Here is a 24,785-nt window from a genome sequence, read left to right on the forward strand (position 1 = left end):
AACTCAAGATGCGCCAGCGTTCGCCAACGCATTATCAAACCGAATCTGCCGTCGATCCCCGACTCGCCGGGTCAGACCAAGGCGATCAAAATATTCGAGAAACTGAATGCAGCGCTTGCGCCCCAAGCCTAGCGCATCCCGAAACGCCGTGACCTGAATCTGCGGATTTTCTTGCGCCAGACGTAACAGCACCGCCGCCATCTGCCGCAAAGCAACGTCGCTGACGAACAAATCCCGCACCACTTGATGCATCAACCCCAACCGTGCCCGCTTGCGCAGCAACAAACGCACGTCGGCATCCTCTCGCCCCACGACTTTCGCCACATCGCGCACCCACGGCGGATCGAACCCTGCCGCGTCGAACAGCGGCTGTACCTGCTCCCACAACACTGCGTCCTCGACACTGAGCCGCACCTGATGATCCGGCAGATGCAGCCAAGCGCCACTGGTGCTGATCGAGCCGGCGACGCGCAATTCTTCGAGCAGACTGACGAACGTCGCGCGTTCCAGAGGCAAACCGCTGAACCGGCGCAGACGATCACGATCCGGCCCCATCTGATCCGGTTCCTGCTCGTGGAATCGTGCCAGATGCTCAAGCAAGGTGAACTTCAATGTCCCCCAGCGCTGGGCGTTGAACAGAATCGGGCCTTGGCGGGTGTCGATCAGCCGGACGTTTTCCGGCAAGTTCCAGCCGTCACGCGGACGGTTGAACTGACGCTCAAGCCGTTGCGGGTCGAGGCCGCTCAAACTCTGGTCGAGCAAGGCCGGCAACAGCGTTTCAAGGCTGTTGCCATTCACCAGCGCCTTCAACTGCACCAGCCGCTCAGGGCTACGCCTCTGACGGGCCGGCGCAAACGGATCAAGAACACGTCCGCCGCCAAGGGTGCGCTGGGCGCTCTGGTCACGAAGGATCAACCGATCACCCTTCACCGCATGCACCGGGGTGTTGGTCAGCAATTGCGCAAACATACGCTCGCCCGGACTCAGGCGCGGGCCTTCCAGCAGCGCCACCCGCGCGATCACATCCTGGGTGCCCAGATGCACATGCACCGGATGGAAATGCTCGAACGCCCGCTCGCCAGGCAACAGATGAAATTCGATATCCAGTCGCTGCGTCGGGGCGAACAACCAATCGGCCAGTAACCATTGGCCGCGATGGATTTGCCCCAGTTCCAGCCGCTCAGCGCTGATATTCAGGGCGACCCGTTGCCCGGCAACCGCGTGCTCGGCGGGCTGGTTCTGCGCATGCAGACCGCGCACCCGCACGGCTTTGCCCGCCGTGCCGAGCGTCAGTTTGTCGCCCACCGCGACCGCGCCCGACAGCGCGGTGCCAGTCACCACAATCCCGGCGCCGGCCACACTGAACGCCCGGTCGATCGCCAGGCGAAAGCCGCCCGCCTGACTGCGCTCGCGCACCTCGCCCTGCGCTTCCAGCAAGGCCTCACGCAAGGTGTCGATCCCCTCGCCTGCCACGCTCGACACCGCAATCATCGGCGCCCCGGCAAACGGCCCTGGCGCCAATAACGCTTCAATCTGCTGCCGAACCTCGCGCACCCTGCCCTTGTCGACCCGATCCACCTTGGTAATTGCCACCAGCGCCCGTGGGATGCCCAGCAACTCGACAATCGCCAGATGCTCGCGGGTCTGCGGCATCACTCCGTCATCCGCCGCCACCACCAGCAACACCAGATCGATGCCTTGGGCACCGGCCAGCATGTTATGGGTGAATTTTTCGTGACCAGGCACGTCGATAAATCCGCTCAGTCCCGCCCCCGGCGCCAGTTCGGCGTAGAGATACCCGAGGTCGATGGTCATGCCCCGTTCGCGCTCCTGCGGGCGGCGGTCGCCGGTTTGCCCGGTGAGCGCCTGGAGCAGCGACGTCTTGCCGTGGTCGATGTGCCCGGCGGTGCCGACGATCATCCGGGCACCTGCAATTGATCGAGTTGGGCCAGCCACGCTGGCTCGTCATCGAGTTGGCGCAGATCCAGCCACAAGGCGTCATCGTCGATGCGCCCAAGCACCGGAATCGGCAAGGCCCGCAGCGCTGCTTCCAGATTGAGCAGGCAACGCCCGCGCAGGCGCCTGGAGACCTGTGGTCGCAAGCACAGCGCCGCACTCGGCAGGCGCGCCACCGGTTGGCTGCCGCTGCCGATCATGCCCAATGCGTCTACCGCGCTGACACTCCAGGGTTCGCCCACGGTCTGCGCCAGCACCGGTTGCAAGCGCTGAGCTTGCGCGAGGATGTCCCCCTGCGGCCGCGTCAGCAGGCGCAGGCTCGGCAGACGCTCGGCCAGACGATCCGGATCGCGGTACAAGCCCAGCACCGCCTCAAGCGCCGCCAGGGTCAACTTGTCCACGCGCAACGCGCGTTTCAGCGGATTCTTCTTGATCTTCGTGATCAGTTCTTTGCGCCCGACAATCAACCCGGCCTGCGGCCCGCCCAGCAATTTGTCGCCGCTGAAGGTGACGATATCGGCGCCATCGAGCAGCGCCTGCCGCACCGTCGGTTCCGCCGGCAAGCCCCAGCGCGTCAGGTCCAGCAGACTGCCGCTGCCCAGGTCTTCAAGCAGCGGCAGACCATGGCGGTGCGCCAGATCGGCCAGTTCGGCGGTCGGTACACGGGCGGTAAATCCTTCGATGCTGTAGTTGCTCGCATGCACACGCATGATCAAACCGCTGCGCGGGCTGATCGCCGCTTCGTAATCGCGGGCATGGGTGCGATTGGTGGTGCCGACTTCATGCAGGCGCACGCCGGCGCGGGCCATGATGTCGGGGATGCGGAACGCGCCGCCGATTTCGATCAGCTCGCCCCGGGAAATGATGCCTTCCTTGCGCGCGCCGAGGCTGTTGAGGGTCAGCAGCACCGCAGCGGCATTGTTGTTGACCACGGTCACCGCTTCGGCGCCGGTCAGCTCGCGGATCAGGCCTTCGATCAGATCGTCGCGGTCGCCACGCTTGCCGCTCGCCAGATCGAACTCCAGGTTCAGCGGATAACGCGCGGCCATTTGCACCGCATCGACGGCTTCTTCCGGCAACAACGCGCGACCGAGATTGGTGTGCAGCACCGTACCGGTGAGGTTGAACACCCGCCGCACCTGGCAGCGCTGCTGGATTGCCAGGCGCTCACCGGCACGCCCGGCCAGCGCTTCGGGGCTGATTTCGATGGGCGCCAGTTGCCCGGCCACCACCGCATCACGCAAGTCATCGAGCAACTGACGCAGGCACGCGAGCAAGGCCTCGCGCCCGTAGCGCTCGGCCAACGGCTGGCACGCTGCGTGCCGCAACAGACTGTCGAGGGATGGCAAGCGCAGGGCGACACTCACAGACATCGGGCACTCCCGGAATAAAGACTGTCCGGCGAGTGTAGACGCTGCGCTCATTCGTCTCCCGGTGCCAGCAGCAGATTCGGTGCCAGTCGCTGATAGCCGTCCTGGGCCAGGCGCATGTCGAGCAACAGGCTGGCGAGATCCGCCGACAACGCCTCGCCGTCGGCGTCGCTCTCCAGATACAGCAGTTTCAGATAGGTGTTGCAGCCCGGACAGACCTCCGCCCGCAACGGCGCCTGATTGGCGGCGTGCCGGTCGTCTTCGAGGCTCAGGTATTCCAGGCCCTTGCTCTGCTCGCAGTACACGCACTTGACCCGCACCACATGCCATTCGCAGGCACACAGCGAACACACCAGATAACGCAAACCGTTGTGTTTGCCGCGATGGCGGATCACCCCGGCCATGGCCGGCGAACCGCAGGCCGGGCATTGGCTGAGGCTGTTGCCAGGCGTCAATTGCAGGTTGGGCACGCTGAGCAGCCAATGACTCCAGGCAGTTTGCAGCGCCGCGCCAAGAAACGGCACCAGTGCCGCCGGCACCAAAGAATACTGGCCGCTGACCAACGCCACGGCCCAGGCGCGCAGTTGACCGGGACTGGCGACGCGCAACGTGGTCACCGCCTCTGCCACGGCGCCTTGCTCGGGAGCGATGTAACGCTGCAAAAACGCTTCGAGGTACGCCTGCCATGAATCTTCGCGAATCAGCGTATCGGCGGCGAATGGCGGCAAACCGTGCTGCTGGCAGACTTCTACCCGTTGCAGATCGATGGGATCGGCCAACGGCGGATCATCCAGCACCTGTTGCTGCGTCCGGCATAATCCGGCGATCAGCCGCAGGTAATCGGCCAGCGGATGTCCTTCGGCCAATTGTTCCAGCCGTCGGGCACGCAGGGAAAACAGATTGTGCGGCGGCAGATGCAGAAACGGCGGCGAACCGGCCGCCGCTTCGATTTGTCCGGGTTCGAGGATGGTTGGCAAACGTCAGCCCTTCTTGGTGGTCGGTCGCTCCGGCGCTTGCTCACGGGTCACTTCGCGATACCAGAGTTCATGGTGTTTCTTCGCCCAGGCGCGGCTGACCCAGCCGTGCAGCATGGCGTCCACCGAACCCTTGATCCACAGCCCGGCGTAGATGTGGATGATGATGCTGAGGATCAGCACAAACCCGGCCAGCGCATGCAGCAACATCGCCCAGCGAATCGTGGTGATGCCGAAGTACGCGCTGAAATACGCCCGCCAGATCACCAGACCGGTGAACAGCAAACCGAGCATGCACAACAGTAAAGTCCAGAACAGCAGCTTCTGCCCGGCGTTGTACTTGCCCACGGCGGGTACGGTTTCCTCGTCGTTGACCAGCACCCGGTCGATGCGTCGCAGCCATTTCCAGTCATTGTCGATGAAGAAATTGGAGCGCCAGAAACGAAACACCAGGCCGAGGAACAACACGAACATCAGCACGCCCATGAACGGATGCAAAATCCGCGTCCACGGCCCGCCGCCGAACAGGTGGGTCAGCCAGAACATCGACGGATGAAACAGCGCCAGGCCGGACAACCCGGCCATGAAGAACAGAATCGCCACCAGCCAGTGATTGGTGCGCTGGTTGGCGGTATAGCGCAGGATCGTCTTGTTGCTCATGGCCGGCCCTCCCCGCGAGGATCGAAGGTGTGTACCGCCGGATCAACCTGATGCACCGAGGTGTCCGGCACATCCGGGTGTTCATCTTCTTCGGTCCGGTTCGGCCCGATGCGCACGTAATGGAAGAACCCGGCCAGCACCGCCGCGCCCATCGCCAGCAGGCCCAGCGGTTTGCTGATGCCTTTCCACAATCCTACCAACGGACTGATCGCCGGGTTTTCCGGCAGTCCGGCGTAGATCTTCGGCGTATCGGCGTGATGCAGCACGTACATCACATGGGTGCCGCCAACGCCTTCGGGGTCATACAGACCGGCGTTGTCGAAGCCACGGCTCTTGAGATCGACGATGCGCTCGGCGGCGTGGGTCTTCATGTCTTCCTTGCTGCCGAAGACGATGGCCCCGGTCGGGCAGGTTTTCACGCAGGCCGGTTCCAGCCCCACCGCGACCCGATCCGAACACAAGGTGCATTTGTAGGCCTTGTGATCCTTCTGCGAGATGCGCGGAATGTTGAACGGGCAGCCAGTGATGCAATACCCGCAACCGATGCAGTGATCCTGATCGAAATCGACGATACCGTTGGCGTGTTTGATGATCGCGCCGGGGCTCGGACACGCCGCCAGGCAACCCGGCTCGGCGCAGTGCATGCAACCGTCCTTGCGGATCAGCCATTCAAGGTTGCCGGCGTCGGTTTCGTGCTCGGTGAAGCGCATCAGCGTCCACGACTCTGCAGTGAGATCCTGCGGATTGTCGTAGGTGCCGTGGTTGTGGCCGACCTCGTCGCGCAATTCGTTCCATTCCGAACACGCGACCTGACAGGCCTTGCAGCCGATGCATTTGGTGGTGTCGATCAGCTTGGCGACGGCTTCCTGATTGCGTACCGAGGGTGCCGGCGTCGTGGTGGCCGAGCGGGCAATAATGTCTTGGCTGGCCATTCAGATTTTCTCCACGTTGACCAGGAATGACTTGGATTCCGGGGTCTGAGTGTTGCCATCGCCGAGGAACGGCACCAGGGTGTTGGTCAGGTAACCGTGACGGGTCAGACCGGTGAACCCCCAGTGCAGCGGAATGCCGATCTGGTGGACGACCTGATTGTTGACCTGCAGCGGCCGAATCCGCTTGGTCACCACCGCGACGGCCTCGATGAAGCCGCGCTTGCTGCTGACCCGCACGCGGTCGCCGGCGGCGATGCCCTTCTCCTTGGCCAACACTTCACCGATCTCCACGAACTGCTCGGGCTGGACGATCGCATTCAACCGGCAGTGCTTGCTCCAGAAGTGGAAATGCTCGGTCAGCCGATAGCTGGTGGCGGCGTACGGGTAGTCCTTGGCGAGGCCGAGGCTGTCCCACACCGAATCGAAGATCCGTGCCGCCGGATTGCTGGTGGCTTTCTTGTTTTGCGGATGCAGCGGGTTGATCCCGATCGGCGTTTCGAACGGCTCGTAGTGTTCCGGGAATGGCCCTTCGTTCATCTTGTCGACGGCAAAGAACCGTGCCACCCCTTCGGGGTTCATGATGAACGGGTTCATCCCGGCTTCCGGCGGCACATCGGCCTTGTAGTCCGGCACGTCGGTGCCGGCCCAGGCCTTGCCGTTCCACCACACCAGGCGTTTCTTCGGATCCCATGGCTTGCCTTGCAGGTCGGCCGAAGCGCGGTTGTACAGAATCCGCCGGTTGGCCGGCCACGCCCAGGCCCAGTTCTGGTGCTGATGCATGCCGTACGGGTCGGCGTTATCGCGCCGGGCCATCTGGTTGCCGGCCTCGGTCCAGCTACCGGTAAAGATCCAGCAACCGGACGCCGTGCTGCCGTCATCCTTCAACTGAGCGAACGCAGCCAGTTGCGAGTTGCCCTTGATCGCCGCGCCCGTGGCGTCGGTGAAATCGGTGGTGGCGTAGCCGTTGACCTCCTTGGCGATTTCCTCCGGCGACGGCTCGTCGGGGATCTTGTACGGCCACGACAGTTTCAGCAGCGGATCAGGGAATTTGCCGCCCTCGGCCTGATAGCGCTCGCGCAAGCGCAGGAACAGCCCGGTCATGATCTGCACGTCGGTGCGCGCCTCGCCGGGGCCATCGGCGCCTTTCCAGTGCCATTGCAGCCAGCGGCTGCTGTTGACCAGCGAGCCGTCCTCTTCGGCGAAACAGGTGGTCGGCAGGCGAATCACTTCAGTCTGGATGTCGGCGGTTTTCACATCGTTGAACGGCCCGACGTTTTCCCAGAACTGCGAGGTTTCGGTCGCCAGCGGGTCCATCACCACCAGCCACTTCAACTTCGCCAGCGCGGCCATGACCCGGTTTTTGTCCGGCAACGCGGCAATCGGGTTGAAGCCCTGGCACATGTAGCCGTTGACCTTGCCCTGGCCCATCAGGTCGAAGACCTTGAGGATGTCGTAGTTGGGAATGTCCAGTTTCGGCAGGTAGCTGTAGGCCCACTGGTTCTCAGCCGTAGCGTTGGCGCCATACCAGGCTTTCATCAGGCTGACGTGGAACTTGCTGTAGTTCTGCCAATAGGACAGTTGCCCCGGCCGCAGCGGTTTTTGCGTGCGTTTGGCGATGAAGGCGTCGTAGTCCTGTTCGGCGTCGGTCGGCAGGGTCAGGTAGCCCGGCAGCGAGTTGGACAGCAAGCCAAGGTCGGTCAGGCCCTGAATGTTCGAGTGCCCGCGCAAGGCGTTCACACCTCCGCCCGGCATGCCGACGTTGCCCAGCAGCAATTGCACCATCGCCGCGCTGCGGATGATCTGCGAGCCGATCGAGTGCTGGGTCCAGCCCAGCGCGTAGAGGATGGTCATGGTCTTGCCCGGTTGCGAGCAAGTGGCGATTTCCTCCCAGATCTTTTTCATCGCATCGACCGGCATGCCGCAAATCTGGCTCGCCAGATCGATGCTGTAGCGGCTGTAGTGCTGCTTCATCAACTGATAGACGCAGCGCGGGTCCTGCAAGGTCGGGTCGACCCTGGCAAAGCCGTCTTCACCCAGCTCATAGCCCCAGGTGGATTTGTCGGTGTAGCTGCGCTTGTCCGCGTCGTAACCGGTGAACAGACCATCCTCGAAACCGAACCCGGCTTTGACGATGAACGACACGTCGGTGTAGTTGCGCACGTATTCGTGCTGGATCTTGTCCTCGGTCAGCAGGTAATTGATCAGCCCGCCCATGAAGGCGATGTCGCTGCCGGTGCGAATCGGTGCGTAGTAATCGGCGACCGACGCGGTACGGGTGAAACGCGGGTCGACCACAATCAGCCGCGCGGCGTTGTGCGCCTTGGCTTCGGTCACCCATTTGAAGCCGCATGGATGCGCTTCTGCGGAGTTGCCACCCATCACCAGGATCAGATTCGCGTTGGCGATATCGGTCCAGGTGTTGGTCATGGCTCCACGGCCGTACGTCGGGGCAAGACTTGCCACCGTCGGGCCGTGTCAGACACGCGCCTGGTTATCGAACCCCAGCATGCCGAGACTGCGCACCACCTTGTGGGTGATGTAACCCGCTTCGTTGGACGCCGCCGACGCTGCGAGAAAACCGGTGGTCAGCCAGCGATTCACCGTTTGCCCTTGGGCGTTCTGCTCGATGAAGTTGGCGTCGCGGTCGGCCTTCATCAGGTCGGCGACCCGGTCGAGGGCTTCGTCCCAGCTGACTCGCGTCCACTCATTGCTGCCGGGCTTGCGCACCTGCGGGTACTGCAAGCGGCCGGGGCTATGGATGAAGTCCAGCAGGCCCGCGCCTTTCGGGCAGAGGGTGCCGCGATTGACCGGGTGGTCGGCGTCGCCCTCGATGTGGATGATGTTTTGCGCAACGTTCTTCGCGGCATCGCCCTGGCTGTACATGATCAAGCCGCAACCGACCGAGCAATACGGACAGGTGTTGCGGGTTTCATGGGTATGGGCGAGCTTGAAGTGGCGCACCTGCTCGGCGAAGGCCAGCGTCGGGGCCATGCCCAACGCGCCCAGGCTAGAGCCTGCAAGGCCGATACCGGCGACCTTGAAGAACTGACGACGGCTGAGATCCATCGTGCACTCCTGATCAGGTGGAACCCGGTACTTGTGCCGGGTCTGTTCTGGACAATCACGGTGGCGGCACGACGGGTGCCGACCTCTTCACTGTAGACAATGACCTTACAGTCTGTGTGAAAACCGACCGTCGGCGAGCAGCGGTCATTCGCGAACCAGCCCGTGCCCACGCAGGATTTCAGGTGCTTGTCCTACCGGGCGGGCTTATCATGGCGCCCATCCACGACCCCGCTTTCACGAGACTGCGCATGACTTTCGATTTTGATCAGGTATTCGACCGCCACGACACCGGCAGCACCAAATGGAGCCGCTATGCGGCCGATGTGTTGCCGATGTGGGTCGCTGATATGGATTTCGCCGCGCCACCGGTGGTGATCGAAGCACTGCAACAACGTTTGCTGCACCCGCTGGTGGGTTACAGCGTGGCCCAGAACGATCTGCGCGAAGCCATCGTCGCCGACCTGTGGGCCAAGTTTGCCTGGCGCGTACAGCCACAGGAGTTGATCTTCCTGCCCGGCGTCGAGTCGGGTTTCAACATGGCGCTCAAGGCGCTGGTGCAGCCGCAGCAGAACGTCGTGGTGCAAACGCCGAACTACCCGCCACTGCGCCACGCGCCGGGCCATTGGGGCCTGAACAAAATCGAGCTGGAGTTCACCCCGCAGGCCGATGGCACCTACGCCACGCCGCTGGATACCCTGCGCGAATCCCTGAGCGGTGGCGGCGCCCTGCTCCTGAGCAACCCGCATAACCCGATCGGCAAGGTTTTCGGCCGTGAAGAGCTGCAAGCCGTAGCGGACATCTGCGTGACGCAGGACGCCTGGATCATCTCTGACGAGATCCACGCCGAACTGTGCTACGACGGCCGCGTCCACATTCCGACCGCCTCCCTGAGCCCGCAAATCGCCGCCCGCACCATCACCCTGATGTCGGCGAGCAAGGCTTACAACATCGCCGGCCTCAAGACCTCGTTCATGATCATCCAGGACGTCGCCCTGCGCGAGCGGGTCAATCACGCCCGTTGCGGCATGGTCGACAGCGTCAACCCGCTGGGCATGGAGGCCACCCGCGTGGCCTACAGCGAAGCCGGACCGTGGCTCAAGGAACTGAAACAATACCTGCAAGCCAACCGTGATTATCTGGTCGACGCGGTGCGCAGCCGTCTGCCGGGCGTGCAGATCAATGTGCCCCAGGGCACGTACCTGGCGTGGCTCGATTGCTCGGCGCTGGACCTGGGCGATCCGCAGAAATTCTTCCTCGAACAGGCCCGTGTCGGCCTCAGTGCAGGTCTGGACTTCGGCGACCACAGCCAGCAGTTCGTGCGCTTGAACTTCGGCTGCCCGCGTGCGCTGCTTGAAGAAGGCATCGCGCGGATGGAGCGGGCGCTGGCCTCTCGCTGATCCTCACCCGGTGATCGTTCCCACGCGCAAAGTGGGGACGATCCGCATCGTCAATCCAATCGAACTCGCGGCAAACGGGCCGGGTCAACCGCCCATACCCGCCATGAGCCCGGAGATTGACGATGACTGACTATCCAAACTATCCAAAACCACCCTTCCCGAAACAGGCCCAACCGGTGCCCGGTTCCCAACGCAAAATGGAACCGTATCCCGATTGCGGCGAACAGAGTTACGTCGGCTCCGGTCGACTGGCCGGCAAGATCGCGCTGATCACCGGCGCCGACAGCGGCATCGGCCGCGCAGTGGCGATTGCCTTTGCTCGTGAAGGCGCCGATGTCGCGGTCGCCTACCTCAACGAACACGAAGACGCGAAGGAAACCGCACGCTGGGTCGAACAGGCCGGTCGCCAGTGTCTGTTGCTGCCCGGCGACATCGCGCAGAAGGCCCACTGCCAGGCGTTGGTGGACGACACTGTCGAACGCTTCGGCCGCATCGACGTACTGGTCAACAACGCCGCGTTCCAGATGACCCACGAAACCTTCGAAGAAATCCCCGACGACGAGTGGCTGATGACCTTCGACGTCAACATCACCGCGATTTTCCGGCTGAGTCAGGCGGCGCTCAAACACATGCGCGCCGGCTCGTCGATCATCAACACCAGCTCGGTCAACTCGGACATGCCCAAACCCACCCTGCTCGCCTACGCCACCACCAAAGGCGCCATCGCCAACTTCACCGGTGGCCTGGCGCAGATGCTCGGGCCGAAGGAAATCCGCGTGAATTGCGTGGCACCAGGACCGATCTGGACGCCGCTGATCGTCTCGACCATGCCCGACGAGGAAGTGCAGAACTTCGGCGAACACACCCCGCTCGGCCGTCCAGGGCAACCGGTGGAGGTCGCGCCGATCTACGTACTGCTGGCCTCGGACGAAGCCAGCTACATCACCGGCCAGCGCTACGGCGTGACCGGCGGCAAACCGATGCTCTGACCGCCTCGGCGATAGCCCTTGCGGGAGCAGGCTTGCTCGCGAAAGCGGCGTTTCAGTCATCCATGATGTCGACTGACCGTCAGCCTTCGCGAGCAAGCCCGCTCCCACGGGGACTTGCTCAGATCAAGAAAAAGTGAACCCGCAGACAGCCCCGCCTCTCAATAATTTTATGGCCCATCGGGTCGCGAGAGATCAGGAGGTCGTCATGTCCGCACCTATCGTCAAGCTCTTCACCCAACCCAACTTCGCCTGGACCGACATCCGGCGCGAAGAAGAGGCTCATCCACGGCATTACCTGGCCCACCTGCTGTTGCTAGCGTTGATTCCGGCGGTGTGCCTGTTCATTGGCACCACCTACGTCGGCTGGAGCCTGGCCGCCGGAGAAACCGTCAGGCTCAGCAGCGCCAGTGCCCTGCAACTGAGCGTGCTGCTGTACATCACCATGGTCGCTGGTGTTGCAATCATCGGCGGCTTCATTCGCTGGATGTCGCGCACCTTCGAGGCCCGGCCGACGCTCAATCAATGCATCGGCTTCGCGGCCTACACCGTCACACCGTTTTTCATCGCCGGGATCGCCGGTCTTTACCCCAGTCGCTGGCTAGCGATTCTGGTACTCGGCGCCGCTTCGCTGTACTCGACATTCCTGCTGTTCGTCGGCCTGCCGACCTTCATGCATGAACGCAAGGAACAGGGCCTGCTGAACGCCGCCAGTGTCTGGGGCGTCGGCTTGCTGGTGCTGGTGACCATTCTGGTGTCGATGATCCTGCTGTGGTTCAACGTCCTGACGCCTGAGTACCTGCGCGCGCCGCTGGGTTAACCCCTCGGCGATGAGTTTCATTATCTGGGTCACAGTGCTGGGCGCCGTGCTGTTGACCCTGGCGCTGACATCGTCGTACCTGCGCTGGATGCCGGTCACGACGTCGGCGGTGTGCCTGCTGCTGGGCGTCGGCATCGGCCCGAGCGGGCTCGACCTGTTGAAGCTGCCGCTGGACGACGCTTCGTTGTGGATGGAACACCTGACGGAAGTCGCGGTGCTGTTTTCGCTGTTCGTCTGCGGTTTGAAGCTGCGCCTGCCCTTGCGCGACAAAAACTGGCGGATCGCATTTGGCCTGGCGGGTCCGGTGATGGTGCTGACCATCATCGGCGTCTGTCTGCTGCTGCATTTCGGCCTGACACTGGCGTGGGGGCCATCATTGCTGATCGCGGCGATTCTGGCGCCCACCGACCCGGTACTCGCCGCCCTGGTACAGGTCAACGACGCGCGGGACATCGACAGCGTGCGCTTTGGCCTCTCCGGCGAGGCCGGGCTCAACGACGGCATTGCCTTTCCCTTCGTGATCCTCGGCCTGTTGCTGTTGCATGGCGACGGATTGGTTGCCGAATGGAACGACTGGCTGCTGCAAAGCGTGCTGTGGGCGGTCCCCGCGGGGCTATTGACCGGCTACTGGATGGGACGCGGTATCGGCCGCGTCACCCTGGCGCTGCGCATCCGCAATGAAGACAGCACCGTGAGCCCCAACGATTACCTGGCGCTGGCCTTGATCGCACTGGCCTATGTGGTGGCCGAATCGATAGAGGGCTACGGCTTTCTGTCGGTGTTCGCCGCCGGTCTGGGCTTGCGTCAGGTCGAGGTGAAATCCACCGGCGCCAGTCAGCCGCCGGCCGAGCATCTGGTGCAACCGGTGGTCGGCCACCAGAACGTCGAGCCGCAGCACGCGGTCCATGGCGACACCGCGCGCTTGGAGGACAGTCAGGTGGCCGCCGGGATCATGATGGGCGACATGCTGGCGTTCGGCAGCCTGGTCGAACGGGCCATGGAAGTGTTTCTGGTCACCCTGCTTGGCGTGGTGCTGGTCACCCATTGGGATTGGCGGGCGCTGCTGGTCGGCGCTGTGCTGTTCTGCGTGATTCGTCCGCTGTGTGTGGCGGCCATGCCGTGGGGATCGCTGCTCGAGGGGCGTCAGCGCCTGCTCATCGGCTGGTTCGGCATCCGTGGCATCGGTAGCCTGTTTTATCTGTTCTACGCCTTGAACCACGGCCTGACCAACACGGTGGCGACCCTGTGTACCGACCTGACCTTGTCGGTAGTGGCCTTGAGCATCCTCGCTCACGGCATCAGCACCCAGCCGATTCTTGCTCGCTATGAACAACGTAAACAGCGAAAAACCTGATGTGTGACAGCCGCGTTACCCACTTCGATCATCAAACATTTGTCTGGAAAAAAATGGAGTCATCTCGACTACCGGCAGTCACAACCTTAATACCCTCGCCAAATTCCGAAGAGTAAGGTCACGGTCATGAAAGAATGCTCGACGTCCGCACAAATCAAAGCATGCAGAACCCTCGCCCTGGAACGCAACCACCACTTGTTCGAAGAGGCCAGCGCGCTGAACCGCGCTGCCCATGAACTGCTGGAAGCCGATCATCTGGATCTCGCACAATTCGACCGTTATCGCGAGCTGCGCCGTAAGGCCGACTTGATGTTCGAGGATGCCATCCAGCATCTGTGCGTGCTCAACGAAGACTTCCCGCCGATCCCGATGTCGCCACGCAACTCCCAGGCGCTGCGCCAGCGACTCGAAACCAGCGCTTGATCCAGACAAAAAAAGCCCGACCTGATGGTCGGGCTTGTTGTTTCTGCGTACAGCCTCACTTCATCGACTGAGCAATGATCGCGGCCAGATTGAGCTGGGTGAAGGGTTTGGGCAGGCGCGGCAGCTCGGCGGCGAACCCCTCCAGGCGTTCGGCATAACCGGTCGCCAGAATGATCGGCAGATCGGGCTTGAGCAGACGCACGGCATGGGCCAGTTGCGCGCCGCTCATCTGCGGCATGGCCATGTCGGTAATCATCAGGTCGATGACCTCCCCCTCATCGAACAACGCCAGCGCCTGGGCGCCGGACACCGCACTCACCACGCGATGGCCGAGGTCCTCGAGAAGCAACGTGGTGCTGGTCAATACCAGACTGTCATCGTCCACCACCAGCACGCTGAGACGCGGCACACACGTCGAGTCGGCGGTGGTGTTTTCAGTCCGGGCCTGGGCCCTGTGATCGGCCACCGGCAGCCAGAGCTCAGCGGTGGTGCCATGGCCCTTCTCACTCTTGAGGATGAACCGGCCGCCCAACTGCTCGATGAACCCGTGCACCATCGACAACCCGAGCCCGGTGCCCTTGCCCAGGCCCTTGGTGGTGAAAAACGGGTCCATCGCCGACGCCAGGGTCGCCTCGTCCATGCCTTCACCGGTGTCGGTGAGGCTCAAGCACACATAACGCCCTGCAGCGACCGGTGAATGGGCCTGCTCCAGCACCACCTCCGGCTGGGCACTGATGATCACCCCACCGCCCTCAGGCATCGCGTCACGGGCGTTGGTCGCCAGGTTGAGCAGCGCGAGTTCCAGCTGGTTGGTGTCGGCCAACACCGCTTCGAGATCTTCCGCAAAGCGGGTTTCGATCGTGATACCGGGACCGAGCGAACTGCGCAACAGACCGGTGATGCCCTGCACCAGTTGCGTGATATTGACCGGCTCGGTCTTGAGTTCCTGGCGGCGGGCGAACGCCAGCATGCGTTGGGTCAGGGAGACACCACGCAATGCGCCCTGGGTGGCGTTTTCCAGCAGACGGCTGACCTTCGGATCGTCACCGACCCGCTTACCGAGAATTTCCAGGTTGCCCAGAATCACCGTCAGCAAATTGTTGAAGTCGTGGGCGATACCGCCGCTAAGTTGACCGATGGCCTGCATCTTCTGCGCCTGGAACAGCGCCTCACGGGTCTTTTCCAGGGCCAACTGCGCCTGCGTGGCCTCGGTGACGTCGCGGGTGATCTTGGCAAAACCAAGCAAGGCACCGGTTTCGCCGCGAATCGCGTCAACCACCACATGCGCCATGAACCGCGTGCCATCCTTGCGCATCCGCCAGCTCTTGTTTTCGAAACGTCCTTCGCGCACGGCGGTTTCCAGCGCCCGTTGCGGCTCGCCAGCCTCACGGTCCTCCGGGGTGTAGAACATCGAGAAATGCTGGCCGATGACCTCTTCCGGCGTGTAGCCCTTGATCCGCTGCGCGCCGGGGTTCCAGTTGGTCACCCGGCCTTCGGGGCTGAGCATGTAGATCGCGTAGTCCGTCACCCCCTGCACCAGCAGGCTGAATTGCTGCTCGCTTTGCTTGAGGGTTTCTTCAGCCATCTTGCGGTCGGTCAGGTCGCGGGTGATCTTGGCGAAACCGAGTAATTGCCCGCTCGGGCTGAAAATCGGGTCGATCACCACATGGCACCAGAAGTGCGTGCCGTCCTTGCGTACCCGCCAGCCTTCGCCCTCGAAGCGCCCCTCGCGGATCGCCGTGTCCAGCGCCCGTTGCGGCAGGCCGGCGGCGCGGTCCTCATCGGTGTAGAAGCGGGAAAAGTGTTCGCCGATGATTTCCGCTTCCTCGTAGCCCTTGAAGCGTTTGGCGCCCGAGTTCCAGCTGTTGATGATGCCCGTCGGATCGATCATGTAGATCGCGTAGTCGACCACCGCATCGATCAGAAGGCGAAAGCGCATCTCTTCAGTCGCGGCGGTCTTGGTGTTATCGGTCATCGGGCTTGGCTCAACGCAAATGTTCAATAGTGGGAGTATGCGTCAAACCGGCAGATTGGAAAGCACCCTGTGACTGATCGAGCTGCCACCAGCGTGGCAATAGCTGCTGCACGCGGCTCTCGGCGAAGCGGTCATCGATCAGCATCACCACCCCACGATCCTGCTGCGTGCGGATCACCCGCCCGGCGGCCTGCACCACTTTCTGCACACCGGGATACAGGTAGGTGTAGTCATATCCGGCCCCGAAAATTGCCGCCATGCGCCGTTTCATCTGCTCGTTGACCGGGTTGAGCTGCGCCAGCCCCAGGGTGGCGATGAACGCGCCGATCAGCCGGGCGCCGGGCAAATCGATGCCCTCGCCGAACGCCCCACCGAGCACGGCGAAGCCGACACCCCGACTGTCAGCGGTGAACTGGTCGAGAAAGGCCTGTCGTTGCTCTTCGGCCATGCCCCGGGATTGTTGCCACAGCGGAATTTGCGGGTGGCGCTCGGCGAGCAACTGCGCCACCTGTTGCAGATAATCGAAGCTGCTGAAAAACGCCAGGTAGTTGCCCGGACGCTCGCCGAACTGGCGGGCAATCAGCTCGACGATCGGCTCCAGCGATGCTTGACGATGGTTGAACCGGGTGGAAATCCGGCTGACGACCTGCACCTGCAACTGCTCGGCGTCGAACGGTGATTCGACGTCGATCCACACTGTATCCGCCGGCGTGCCAAGCAGATCGGCGTAATAGCGGCGCGGGCTCAGGGTCGCGGAAAACAGCACGCTGCTGCGCGCGGCCGTCAGGCGCGGGCCGATCAGCGCGGCCGGCACCACGTTGCGCAGACACAGTTGCGACAGCGGTTTTTTCCGCTCCAGGTCGCGCTTGCTGATATCGAACAGATAGTGAGCGTCGAACAGTTCCGCCACCCGGCCGAACTGCAGCATCTCGAAGTAGAAGTTCTGCAGGCCGCTGTCGAGGCCTTGCGGGTGATCGTTGAGGTAATCGCCAATGCTCGCGCTACACAACGAGATGGCCGACAGCAGTTTTTCCGGGGCCTTGTCATAGGCCTGATACGGCGCCAGTTGCGGGGCGTGCAGCGTGTTCCATTCGCGATTGACCCTTTGCAGGGCCTTTTTCAGCACGTCGGGCGCGGTTTTGCGCACGCTGTTCAACGTGCCCTGATCGAGCGTTGCGCTGTACATCTGCCGGCCACGCTCGACAAGGTTGTGCGCCTCGTCCACCAGGGTTGCGACTTTCCATTGGTTGAGCTGGGCCAGACCGAACAACAGCGCGGTGAAATCGAAGTAATAGTTGTAGTCCGCAACAACCACGTCGGCCCAACGGGCCATTTCCTGGCTCAGGTAATACGGGCACACCGCATGCTGCGCGGCGACCTGGCGAATCGCCGATTGATCCAGCAATTGCAATCGACTGGCGGCCTGCCGCGCGGCGGGCAAACGGTCGTAGAAGCCTTGCGCCAACGGGCAGGACTCGCCATGGCAGGCCTTGTCGGGATGCTCGCAGGCCTTGTCCCGGGCGACCATTTCCAGCACCCGCAATGGCAGGCTTTCATTGCGTTCGAACAGCACTTGCGCCGCGTCCAGCGCCAGTTTGCGCCCGGGGGTCTTGGCGGTGAGGAAATACACCTTGTCCAGTTGCTGCGGTGCCAGCGCCTTGAACAGCGGAAACAGCGTGCCCAGGGTTTTGCCGATGCCGGTGGGCGCCTGGGCCATCAGGCAACGACCGGTACTGACCGCCTTGAACACTGACTCGGCCAGATGCCGTTGGCCGGGACGAAAACCGGCATGGGGAAAGGTCAGTTGTTGCGCGGCGCTGTTGCGGGCCTCTCGGTGGGCCATTTCCTGTTCGGCCCATTGCAGGAACAACAGGCACTGTTGCTCGAAGAACTCCCGCAACGCGCAAGCATCGAAGGATTCGACCAGGCAGGTTTCCTTCTCGCTGACGATATCGAAGTACACCAGCGCCAGATCGATCTGTTCGAGCTGCAACTTGCGGCACATCAGCCAGCCGTAGATTTTCGCCTGCGCCCAATGCAACTGCCGATGATTGGCCGGTTGCTTGCTCAAGTCACCGCGGTAGGTCTTGACCTCTTCCAGGCAGTTTTGCGCCGGGTCGTAGCCGTCCGCCCGGCCCTTGACCTGCAACTGGCGGAACTCGCCTTCCAGTGCCACTTCGCTCTGATAGCCTTCGCTGCGTCGCGAGGCCACGGTGCGGTGGCCGGCGATGCCCTCCAGCGCGGTCGGTGACGGCGTGAAGCGCAAGTCGAGGTCACCGCGCTTGGCCGTGAACTCGCACAACGCCCGCACCGCAATGCTGTAGCTCAAGCGTCCTGCTCCGCCCATTGCACGTAACACACGGCGACCGGCATCTGGTGCGCGTCGCAGAACTCCAGCCAGCGCAACTGGTTGTCCTGCAGGCGATCGCCGGGGCCTTTGACTTCGATCATCCGGTAGGTCTTGTGCTGCGGCCAGAACTGGATCAGATCCGGCATCCCGGCGCGATTGGCCTTGATATCCAGCAACAGCCGGTTGAACCAGTGTTTGAGGTGTTCGGCCGGCAGACACGCCAACGCCAGTTCCAGCAGCTCTTCATTGAGCGCCCCCCAGAACACGAACGGCGACTGCACGCCCCATTTGGCGCTGAACCGCTCGCGAATGGTCTGCGCATAACGGCCATCGTCAAGTTCGGCCAGACAGGCTTGAAACACCGCGCTGCGGCGCGAATGGAAATCTTCGTTGAGCAAATCCACCGGCCCGCGCTGAAACGGGTGAAAGAACGCCCCCGGCAACGGCGCGAAGATCGCCGGCCAGCACAGCAGGCCGAACAGCGAGTTGATCAGGCTATTTTCCACGTAATGCACCGGGCCGGTGTCTTCGTGCAGATGCGCCTGCACGTAATACTCCACCGAAAGCGCCGGATCGCTGCGCAACAGCTGCAAATCCAGACGCTCCACCGCTCGCGGCGCCACACGTTTGAGCGGCGGGCCGCCGAGCTTGCGGCGCAGACGTGGCAACAGCCGTTGCAGGCCCTGTTGTTCGCTGGCACTCTCCGGTGCCTGCTCGGCCAACGTAGCGAGTTCCAGCGCCAGGGCATATTCAGCGCAGCGCTCCAGGACACGGATCATCCGCAGTCGCGCACCGGGATAGGCGCAATCGCGATAAACATTCAGCGCCAGGGCGAACTCGCTGATGCGCTCGCAATACTGGCCGATCTGGAACAACAGCTTGCCGCGTCGGCGTTGCAGCCACGGGTTGTCGAAATGCAACGCGCTGATCTGCTCAATGATTGGCTCCAGCACCTCGCCCGCCTCGAAGCGCTGCTGGCAGTCGTGGAGGAACAGGCAGGCATCGACGTCGGCGCGGCTGCGCAAGCCCCGGGAGTCGGCGCTGAACTCGACTTTTTCGTAGGTGAAGATGCCAAGGTCGGCGAGAACGAATTCCGACCAGTCCTGATACAGATTGCCAAAGAACATCAGACGAAAACGGTCGCACAGGTGCATCAGGGTCAGGCTGAACAATCGATCCGCCAGTTGCGGGCACCAGTCGACCAGGCTGCGCGGTTCGGGGAATTGCTCGTGCAGGGTCGCCAGCCAGTCGGTTTTTCGGCCTTTGGGCTGCTCGATGAACGCACCGAAGGCTTGCAGGATCTCGGCCTTGAGCAGCACCTCGAACAGTTCGCTCATCGACAGCGGCGCGCGTTCATCCAGCCAGCCATGGTCGAGCAACGGTTGCGCCGCTCGGGCGATGTCGCCGATTTCCGGATAATTGAGTTTGCCGGCCCGAAAATGCACGCCCTTGCGCATCACCATCCGCACCAGCAGGCCTTGCGAGGCCTGGGGTAAGGCCCGGAAGTCGCGGAGGAAGGCATGCTCCGTTTCGCTCATCACATCGGCATAACGAAGCTCAAGCCAGTCAAGCACTTGCCGGAAGTTGTTGAGGTAATAGAACGGGTCGTCGAGGGGATTGGCAGTCACGGTCATCGCAAGGGCTAGGGTGGGCAAATACTGGTTATGCGTACAGATACCAGCTCAGCCCCGCCCGGTGCAAACGGAAAAGGATCAATGGCGGCGGCAAAGCGTTTTTTTTCAGTAGTCCATCGAACTTTTACCGGCGAATTGGCACCAACCGCGTTAGAGGGCCGGCAACGGTCAAAGATCGGGAATGAGAGGTGTATATGAAATTCAAGACATTGGGCCTGCCACTGGTTGTGGCCGCCCTGCTGAGCCTGGCCGGCTGCGCCACCCCGACCGTGGTGACCCTGCAGAACGGCACCCAGTATCTGACCGAAGACATGCCGAAAACCAAGACCGAGGACGGTTTCTACGAGTTCCGGGATATTTCCGGCGCGAAGATCCGAGTGCGGGCCGATGAAGTGGCCACCGTGCGCAAGGAAGACTGACGAAGGCCAGCCATCTTGATCGTTCCCGCTCAGCGCGGGAACGATCAACCCACTTGAAAATTAATGCGGCTGGGTCCAGCCCATGCCCGGAAGGCTGTTGTCGCAACTGAAGTACTGCCCGCCCCGCCGGGCCACTTCGCCCTGCAATCGCTGGCAACGCTCGCGATCCTGTTGCGCCATGCGATCAATGCTCAGGTTACCGGTGGTTTCCGGCTGTTTGCCGTCGCCCAGGCGGATCGTCACGAACGGTTGTTCGGGCTCGATATGAAAGCGGCTTTTCTCTTCGACCGGTGGCTCTTCATCGGTGTGGGCCGGCGCCGGCAATTGGTCGGTGCTGACCCCGTAACGGCTCAGAATCGAGCTGTGAGGCAGATCGGCCCAGGCATTGGCCGATAACAGCGCCAGTCCAGCGATACCGATATACCCCTTGAAACCTTTCACGTTTGAATCTCCTGTACTCATTGGCGGCCTTTACATAACGAATGGTTCGTTAGTGGCTTTAGGCCGCATTTCCTGATGGTGCAGAGGTTTGAGTCAGGGAATGGCTCTCGGGTCACTTTCAGAACCGCGTTATCGTTCTTCGCGAGCAAGCCCGCTCCCACAATTGCAAAATGTGAGAGCGGGCTTGCTCGCGAAGAGGCCCTTACTGGCGCCACCTGAACATCAGGCGATGACGATCCCGTCAGCACTCAGGCTGCTCAGCGCAACCCCGACCAGGGTCACCGAATCGCCGCCGAACTTGAGCACCGTGTCCTGCCCCACCGCCGTGGCGTGGGCGCGGAAGTCGTCGTTGGGCAGCACGCCCTGCACGCCGAGGAACACCAGTTTGTCGTTGGCCGTGTAACCCACCACCCGATCCTGGCCAAACGCGCCGTTGAACAGGAACGTATCCGCCCCGCCCCCCGACTCCATCAGATCATTGCCGGCGCCGCCGACGAACACGTCATTGCCCGCGCCGCCGATCAAGTGATCGTTGCCGTCCAGGCCAAACAGCCAGGCGCCGCTGGCGCCAGCCTTGAGGGTGTCGACGCCGGTGGTGCCTTTGACGCTCGTTTCGTACTGGGTGACGTTGTTACCGACCTTCAGGCCGCTGGCCGTCACGCTGTGCGTCACATCGTCCTTGAACAGGCCCCAGAGGAAACCCGGCTCCTTGGTGACGATGCTGCCGATGTCGCGGGTGATGCTGATCCCGCCGTTGGCATCGCGGATGTACAGGTTGCCGGCGCCGTCATTGGCGAAGTCGAAGCTGTTCACCGACTTCTGCAACTCCAGGGTGTTGCTGCCCGAGCCGCCAAGCATGATGTTGTAGCCCCCGCTGTCGCGGAAGGTGTCGTTGCCGGCGCGGCCTTCCAGATAATCGTTGCCGCTGCCGCCCTGGATCAGATCGTTGCTGTCGCTGCCGATGATAAAGGTGCTGCCCTTGTGGGTTTCAGCGTTGCGGTTCAGGTCCTGCACCCAGGTGTTGGCCCGCGCCGGGTCCGACAGGTTCGCAACGATGATCGTCGAGTCTTTGCTGGTCAGGTCGTAGAATTTCGACTCGATTACCCGGTTCATCCCGTCGCCATAAGCGGTGGGCAGGTGCGAAATCCAGGTCGGGATATTAACGATGGAGAATGGCAACACATTCCACGCCGTCGAGGCGTAGTGATCGTTGAAGCTGACAATGTTGTCGGTCGTCGATTCCTTGGGCGCATCGTGGACACCGACCGAAGCCGTGGTGAACGTCGAGCCGTCAAGGGCACGGAACACCGGGTCGTTCTCGTAACCGACATTGAGCACCTTGTCGGTGCTGCTCTGGGTCGGCGAGGCATAGGCGATGTAGTTGGAATCGGCGAAGAACCCGCCCCACTTGCTGCTGCTCAAGTCGGCCAGGCTGTTGACCGCCAGACCGCCGAGGCTGTGACCGCTGACCAGCACGTCCTTGCCGGTCAGCCCATTGGCCTTGGCGAAAGCCGCGACATCGGCGAGCAACTTGCCGAACGCTTCGCCGGCGTAATTCTTGGCGTAGTCCTTGGGACCGAATGCCGCCAGCAGGTCGTTGATCGCGTCACCGATGGAGTCGCCGATCAGGATTTCCCTCGGGCCGCTGGTGCCGCGAAAGGCAATGCCGATTTCAGTGAGATGGCCCTGGGCGTCGTACTTGCCGAGGATTTCCACCTGGGCGCTGGTGTAGCCGGCCTTTTCGCCGAAGAAGGTCCCGCGTGCGTCAGTTTTGCCGTCGTAACCCAGTTGCGAGGCGGTGATCGGCGTCCAGCCAGCCTGTTTCACGGCGTCCAGCGCGGCTTTTTCCGAGTCGGGGTTCCAGGGAATCCCGGGAATCACCCCTTGCGAGTCGGTCCCGCCGATCAGCGCGCTGACCAGGGTTGCCGGCAGCCCGAGGCCGAAGCCGTTGTGCTGATAACCGACGGCAAAGCCGTTATCGAGGTTGTGATAGGAATACAGCGTGATCGCCATGGCGTCGCTGAACAGCGCCTTGGATTCCGTGCTGCTGAAGTTTTTGTAGTCATACACACCCATTGCTGTTGCCTCTCTCTTTGTTGGAATTGTTCAGAGATAGCTCACAACCAGGGCGCCCCACGGGGGCACCCCGGAGCATTTCGTTACTACATACACATCAAACTTGTGGGAGCGAGCTTGCTAGCGAAGGCGGTGCGTCAGCTACAAAAACGTCACTGATACAGCGCCATTCGCGAACCAGCCCACTCCCACAGGTATTTCCTGCGGCGTTGTCAGGCGAAGACGAAACCGGAGTCCGACAGGTTAGCCACTCCAACCCCCACCAGGGTTACGGCAAAATCGCCAATCTTCAGCACGGTATCCGCCCCGGACTGGGAAGCGTGCTGCTTGATGTCATAGCCCTGCCCCGCGCCTTCGACACCCATGAACACCAGTTTGTCACCGCCCTGATAGCCATTGATCGCGTCAAAACCGAAGGCGCCGCTGAACAGGAAGGTGTTGTTGCCACCCACCGCCGTCATCACGTCGTTGCCGGCGCCGCCGACGAAGGTCACATGGCCCTTGTCGCTTTGCAGATGGTCATTGCCGCCGAGACCGAACAGCCAGTCGCCATCAGCCGTCGCGTGCAGCGTGTTGCCGGAGAGGTCGCCGCTGAGGGAATGGCTGTACGGGGTCAGCTCGCTGCCATTGCTCAAGCCCTTGGCGGTGACGGTCCAGGTGATCTCCTTGCTGCCCCACCACGAGCCCGACTCTTTGCTCACCAGTGCGCCGATGTCGCGGGTCATGCTGATGCCGCCGTAGGCGTCGCGCACGTACAGCGTGCCGTCGCCATCGTTGGCGAAGCTGAAATTCTGCAACGGATTTTGCAGCTCGAAGGTGTTGTGACCCTGGCCACCCAGCAGGATGTTGAAACCACCGTCGTCACGGAATCGGTCATCGCCGCCGCGCCCTTCAAGGAAGTCGTTGCCCGCCCCGCCCTTGAGCCAGTCGTTGCTGTCGGTGCCGATGATGAAGGTACTGCCGGTGTGCGGCTCGCCGCTGCGGCCCAGGTCCTCGACCCAGGTCTTGCCCCGGGAGGCCTCTTCCAGGTTGGAGACGATGATCGTCGAATCCTGGCTGGTCAGGTTGTAAAACTTCGAATCGATCACCCGGTTCAAGCCGTCGGCATAGCCCAGCGAGCCGTGGGCCGACCAGTTCAGCGGATTGAGGATGCTGAACGGCACCAGGTTCTGCGCAGTCGAGGCGTACTGGTCGTTGAAGTTGACGATGTTGTCGGTGGTCGACGCATGCGGGCCATCGTGCTTGCCCAGCGAACCACTGCTGAACGTGGTGCCGTCGAGCACGCGGAACACCGGGTCGTTCTCATAACCGATGTTCAGCACGTTGACGCCGGTGCTGCTCTGGGTCGGTGACGCGAAGGCGATGTAGTTGGCGTCCTTGTAGAACCCGCCCCAGTTGCTGGCGCTCAGCTCGGCCACGCTGTTGACCCCAAGGCCGCCGAGACTGTGGCCGCTGATAAGCACGTCCTTGGCCGCGATGCCGTGGGCCACGGCGAACGTCGCAACCGCCTTGAGCAGATTGTCAAAGGCGTTTTTCGCGTAGTTGGTCGCGTAATCCACCGGGCCGATGGCTGCCAGCAGGTTGTTTTTCATGTCGCCGAAAGTGTCGCTGTAACCGAGTCCGCCGGTGCCGCGAAACGCCACACCGATGCCGATCAGCTTGCCCGCCGCGTCGTACTTGCCGAGCACTTCGGCTTCGGCGCTGGTGAAGCCGTCCTTCTCGCCGAAGAACGTGCCCTGCGCCCCGACCTTGCCCTGATAACCCAGCGCCGTGGCGGCAATCGGTGCCCAACCGGTGCCCGGCAGCGCCTGGCCGGTCGGCGTGTAGGCGTACAGCGTCAGCGCGATGGCATCGCTGTACAACGCTTTGCCATCGGCTTTTTTGTAATCGAACAATCCCATGTCGTGCTCTCTCTTCCCTCAAGTAAAACCGGCAGTTCCAGGTGGAACTGC

18 protein-coding genes are annotated in these 24,785 nt (G+C 62.4%); 6 read left to right on the forward strand and 12 right to left on the reverse strand.

The genetic code is table 11. From position 1 onward, the window contains the following. Nucleotides 1-3 precede the first annotated feature (3 nt). The 6 genes from selB to fdnG are packed head-to-tail and all read right to left on the reverse strand — an operon-like array spanning nucleotide 4 to nucleotide 8,958. The gene (selB, locus tag N8H74_RS06080) at nucleotides 4-1,920 is read right to left on the reverse strand and encodes a selenocysteine-specific translation elongation factor (RefSeq protein ID WP_262146579.1); all 1,917 of its coding nucleotides are present in this window, start codon (nucleotides 1,918-1,920) and stop codon (nucleotides 4-6) included. Further along, nucleotides 1,917-3,329: an L-seryl-tRNA(Sec) selenium transferase gene (selA, locus tag N8H74_RS06085; protein WP_262146580.1), complete on the reverse strand. Its 1,413-nt coding sequence runs from the start codon at nucleotides 3,327-3,329 to the stop codon at nucleotides 1,917-1,919. The genes selB and selA overlap by 4 nt, the downstream gene beginning before the upstream one ends. Before the next feature lie 47 nt (nucleotides 3,330-3,376). Continuing rightward, entirely contained in the window at nucleotides 3,377-4,303 is a 927-nt protein-coding gene (gene fdhE / locus N8H74_RS06090) for a formate dehydrogenase accessory protein FdhE (protein WP_262146581.1), read from the reverse strand. Between the two features lie 3 nt (nucleotides 4,304-4,306). Further along, nucleotides 4,307-4,960 (reverse strand): formate dehydrogenase subunit gamma, encoded by a 654-nt coding sequence (locus N8H74_RS06095; protein WP_262146582.1) that lies wholly within the window; start codon nucleotides 4,958-4,960, stop codon nucleotides 4,307-4,309. Continuing rightward, nucleotides 4,957-5,892 carry a formate dehydrogenase subunit beta gene (fdxH, locus tag N8H74_RS06100; protein ID WP_217831192.1) on the reverse strand — a complete coding sequence of 312 codons (936 nt, stop codon included), beginning with the start codon at nucleotides 5,890-5,892 and terminating at the stop codon, nucleotides 4,957-4,959. Before fdxH ends, N8H74_RS06095 begins: the two co-directional genes overlap by 4 nt. Further along, on the reverse strand, nucleotides 5,893-8,958 hold the full coding sequence (gene fdnG, locus N8H74_RS06105) for a formate dehydrogenase-N subunit alpha (protein WP_262146583.1): 3,066 nt from the start codon (nucleotides 8,956-8,958) through the stop codon (nucleotides 5,893-5,895). It lies immediately after the preceding gene. Nucleotides 8,959-9,206: 248 nt separating this feature from the next. Here fdnG and N8H74_RS06110 point away from each other — a divergent pair, with 248 nt between their 5' ends. The 5 genes from N8H74_RS06110 (at nucleotide 9,207) to N8H74_RS06130 (ending at nucleotide 13,938) form a co-directional block, all read left to right on the forward strand. After that, nucleotides 9,207-10,355 carry a PatB family C-S lyase gene (locus tag N8H74_RS06110; protein ID WP_262146585.1) on the forward strand — a complete coding sequence of 383 codons (1,149 nt, stop codon included), beginning with the start codon at nucleotides 9,207-9,209 and terminating at the stop codon, nucleotides 10,353-10,355. A 122-nt stretch (nucleotides 10,356-10,477) separates the two neighbouring features. Further along, nucleotides 10,478-11,344, forward strand: a complete 867-nt coding sequence (locus N8H74_RS06115; RefSeq protein ID WP_262146586.1) for a glucose 1-dehydrogenase — start codon at nucleotides 10,478-10,480, stop codon at nucleotides 11,342-11,344. Between the two features lie 205 nt (nucleotides 11,345-11,549). Next, on the forward strand, nucleotides 11,550-12,161 hold the full coding sequence (locus N8H74_RS06120) for a Yip1 family protein (protein ID WP_262146587.1): 612 nt from the start codon (nucleotides 11,550-11,552) through the stop codon (nucleotides 12,159-12,161). Between the two features lie 10 nt (nucleotides 12,162-12,171). Beyond that, nucleotides 12,172-13,515: a cation:proton antiporter gene (locus N8H74_RS06125; RefSeq protein ID WP_262146588.1), complete on the forward strand. Its 1,344-nt coding sequence runs from the start codon at nucleotides 12,172-12,174 to the stop codon at nucleotides 13,513-13,515. 126 nt (nucleotides 13,516-13,641) lie between these two features. Then, complete coding sequence (locus tag N8H74_RS06130; protein WP_262146589.1) at nucleotides 13,642-13,938, forward strand: hypothetical protein; 297 nt, start codon at nucleotides 13,642-13,644, stop codon at nucleotides 13,936-13,938. 55 nt (nucleotides 13,939-13,993) lie between these two features. Here N8H74_RS06130 and N8H74_RS06135 read toward each other — a convergent pair whose 3' ends face one another. The 3 genes from N8H74_RS06135 to N8H74_RS06145 are packed head-to-tail and all read right to left on the reverse strand — an operon-like array spanning nucleotide 13,994 to nucleotide 19,891. After that, entirely contained in the window at nucleotides 13,994-15,913 is a 1,920-nt protein-coding gene (locus N8H74_RS06135) for a PAS domain-containing sensor histidine kinase (protein ID WP_262146591.1), read from the reverse strand. Between the two features lie 10 nt (nucleotides 15,914-15,923). Further along, complete coding sequence (locus tag N8H74_RS06140) at nucleotides 15,924-18,242, reverse strand: ATP-dependent DNA helicase (RefSeq protein ID WP_262146592.1); 2,319 nt, start codon at nucleotides 18,240-18,242, stop codon at nucleotides 15,924-15,926. Beyond that, nucleotides 18,239-19,891, reverse strand: coding sequence for a VRR-NUC domain-containing protein (locus N8H74_RS06145; protein WP_347710399.1), 1,653 nt, complete (start codon nucleotides 19,889-19,891; stop codon nucleotides 18,239-18,241). Before N8H74_RS06145 ends, N8H74_RS06140 begins: the two co-directional genes overlap by 4 nt. A 200-nt stretch (nucleotides 19,892-20,091) precedes the next feature. Between N8H74_RS06145 and N8H74_RS06150 the strand changes: the two genes are divergently transcribed. Continuing rightward, a complete protein-coding gene (locus N8H74_RS06150; protein ID WP_217831201.1) occupies nucleotides 20,092-20,316 on the forward strand; it encodes a YgdI/YgdR family lipoprotein in 225 nt (74 codons plus the stop codon). A gap of 60 nt (nucleotides 20,317-20,376) precedes the next feature. On the opposite strand, the gene N8H74_RS06155 is transcribed toward N8H74_RS06150, so the two are convergent. The 3 genes from N8H74_RS06155 to N8H74_RS06165 form a co-directional block, all read right to left on the reverse strand. Further along, nucleotides 20,377-20,757, reverse strand: a complete 381-nt coding sequence (locus N8H74_RS06155; protein ID WP_217831202.1) for a hypothetical protein — start codon at nucleotides 20,755-20,757, stop codon at nucleotides 20,377-20,379. Nucleotides 20,758-20,979: 222 nt separating this feature from the next. Continuing rightward, nucleotides 20,980-22,833 carry a polyurethanase gene (locus N8H74_RS06160; protein ID WP_262146594.1) on the reverse strand — a complete coding sequence of 618 codons (1,854 nt, stop codon included), beginning with the start codon at nucleotides 22,831-22,833 and terminating at the stop codon, nucleotides 20,980-20,982. Nucleotides 22,834-23,045: 212 nt separating this feature from the next. Then, nucleotides 23,046-24,734, reverse strand: a complete 1,689-nt coding sequence (locus N8H74_RS06165; protein ID WP_262146595.1) for a polyurethanase — start codon at nucleotides 24,732-24,734, stop codon at nucleotides 23,046-23,048. Between the last annotated feature and the right edge of the window lie 51 nt (nucleotides 24,735-24,785).

The organism is Pseudomonas sp. B2M1-30 (assembly GCF_025447575.1).
GTDB classification, from domain to species: domain Bacteria; phylum Pseudomonadota; class Gammaproteobacteria; order Pseudomonadales; family Pseudomonadaceae; genus Aquipseudomonas; species Aquipseudomonas botevensis.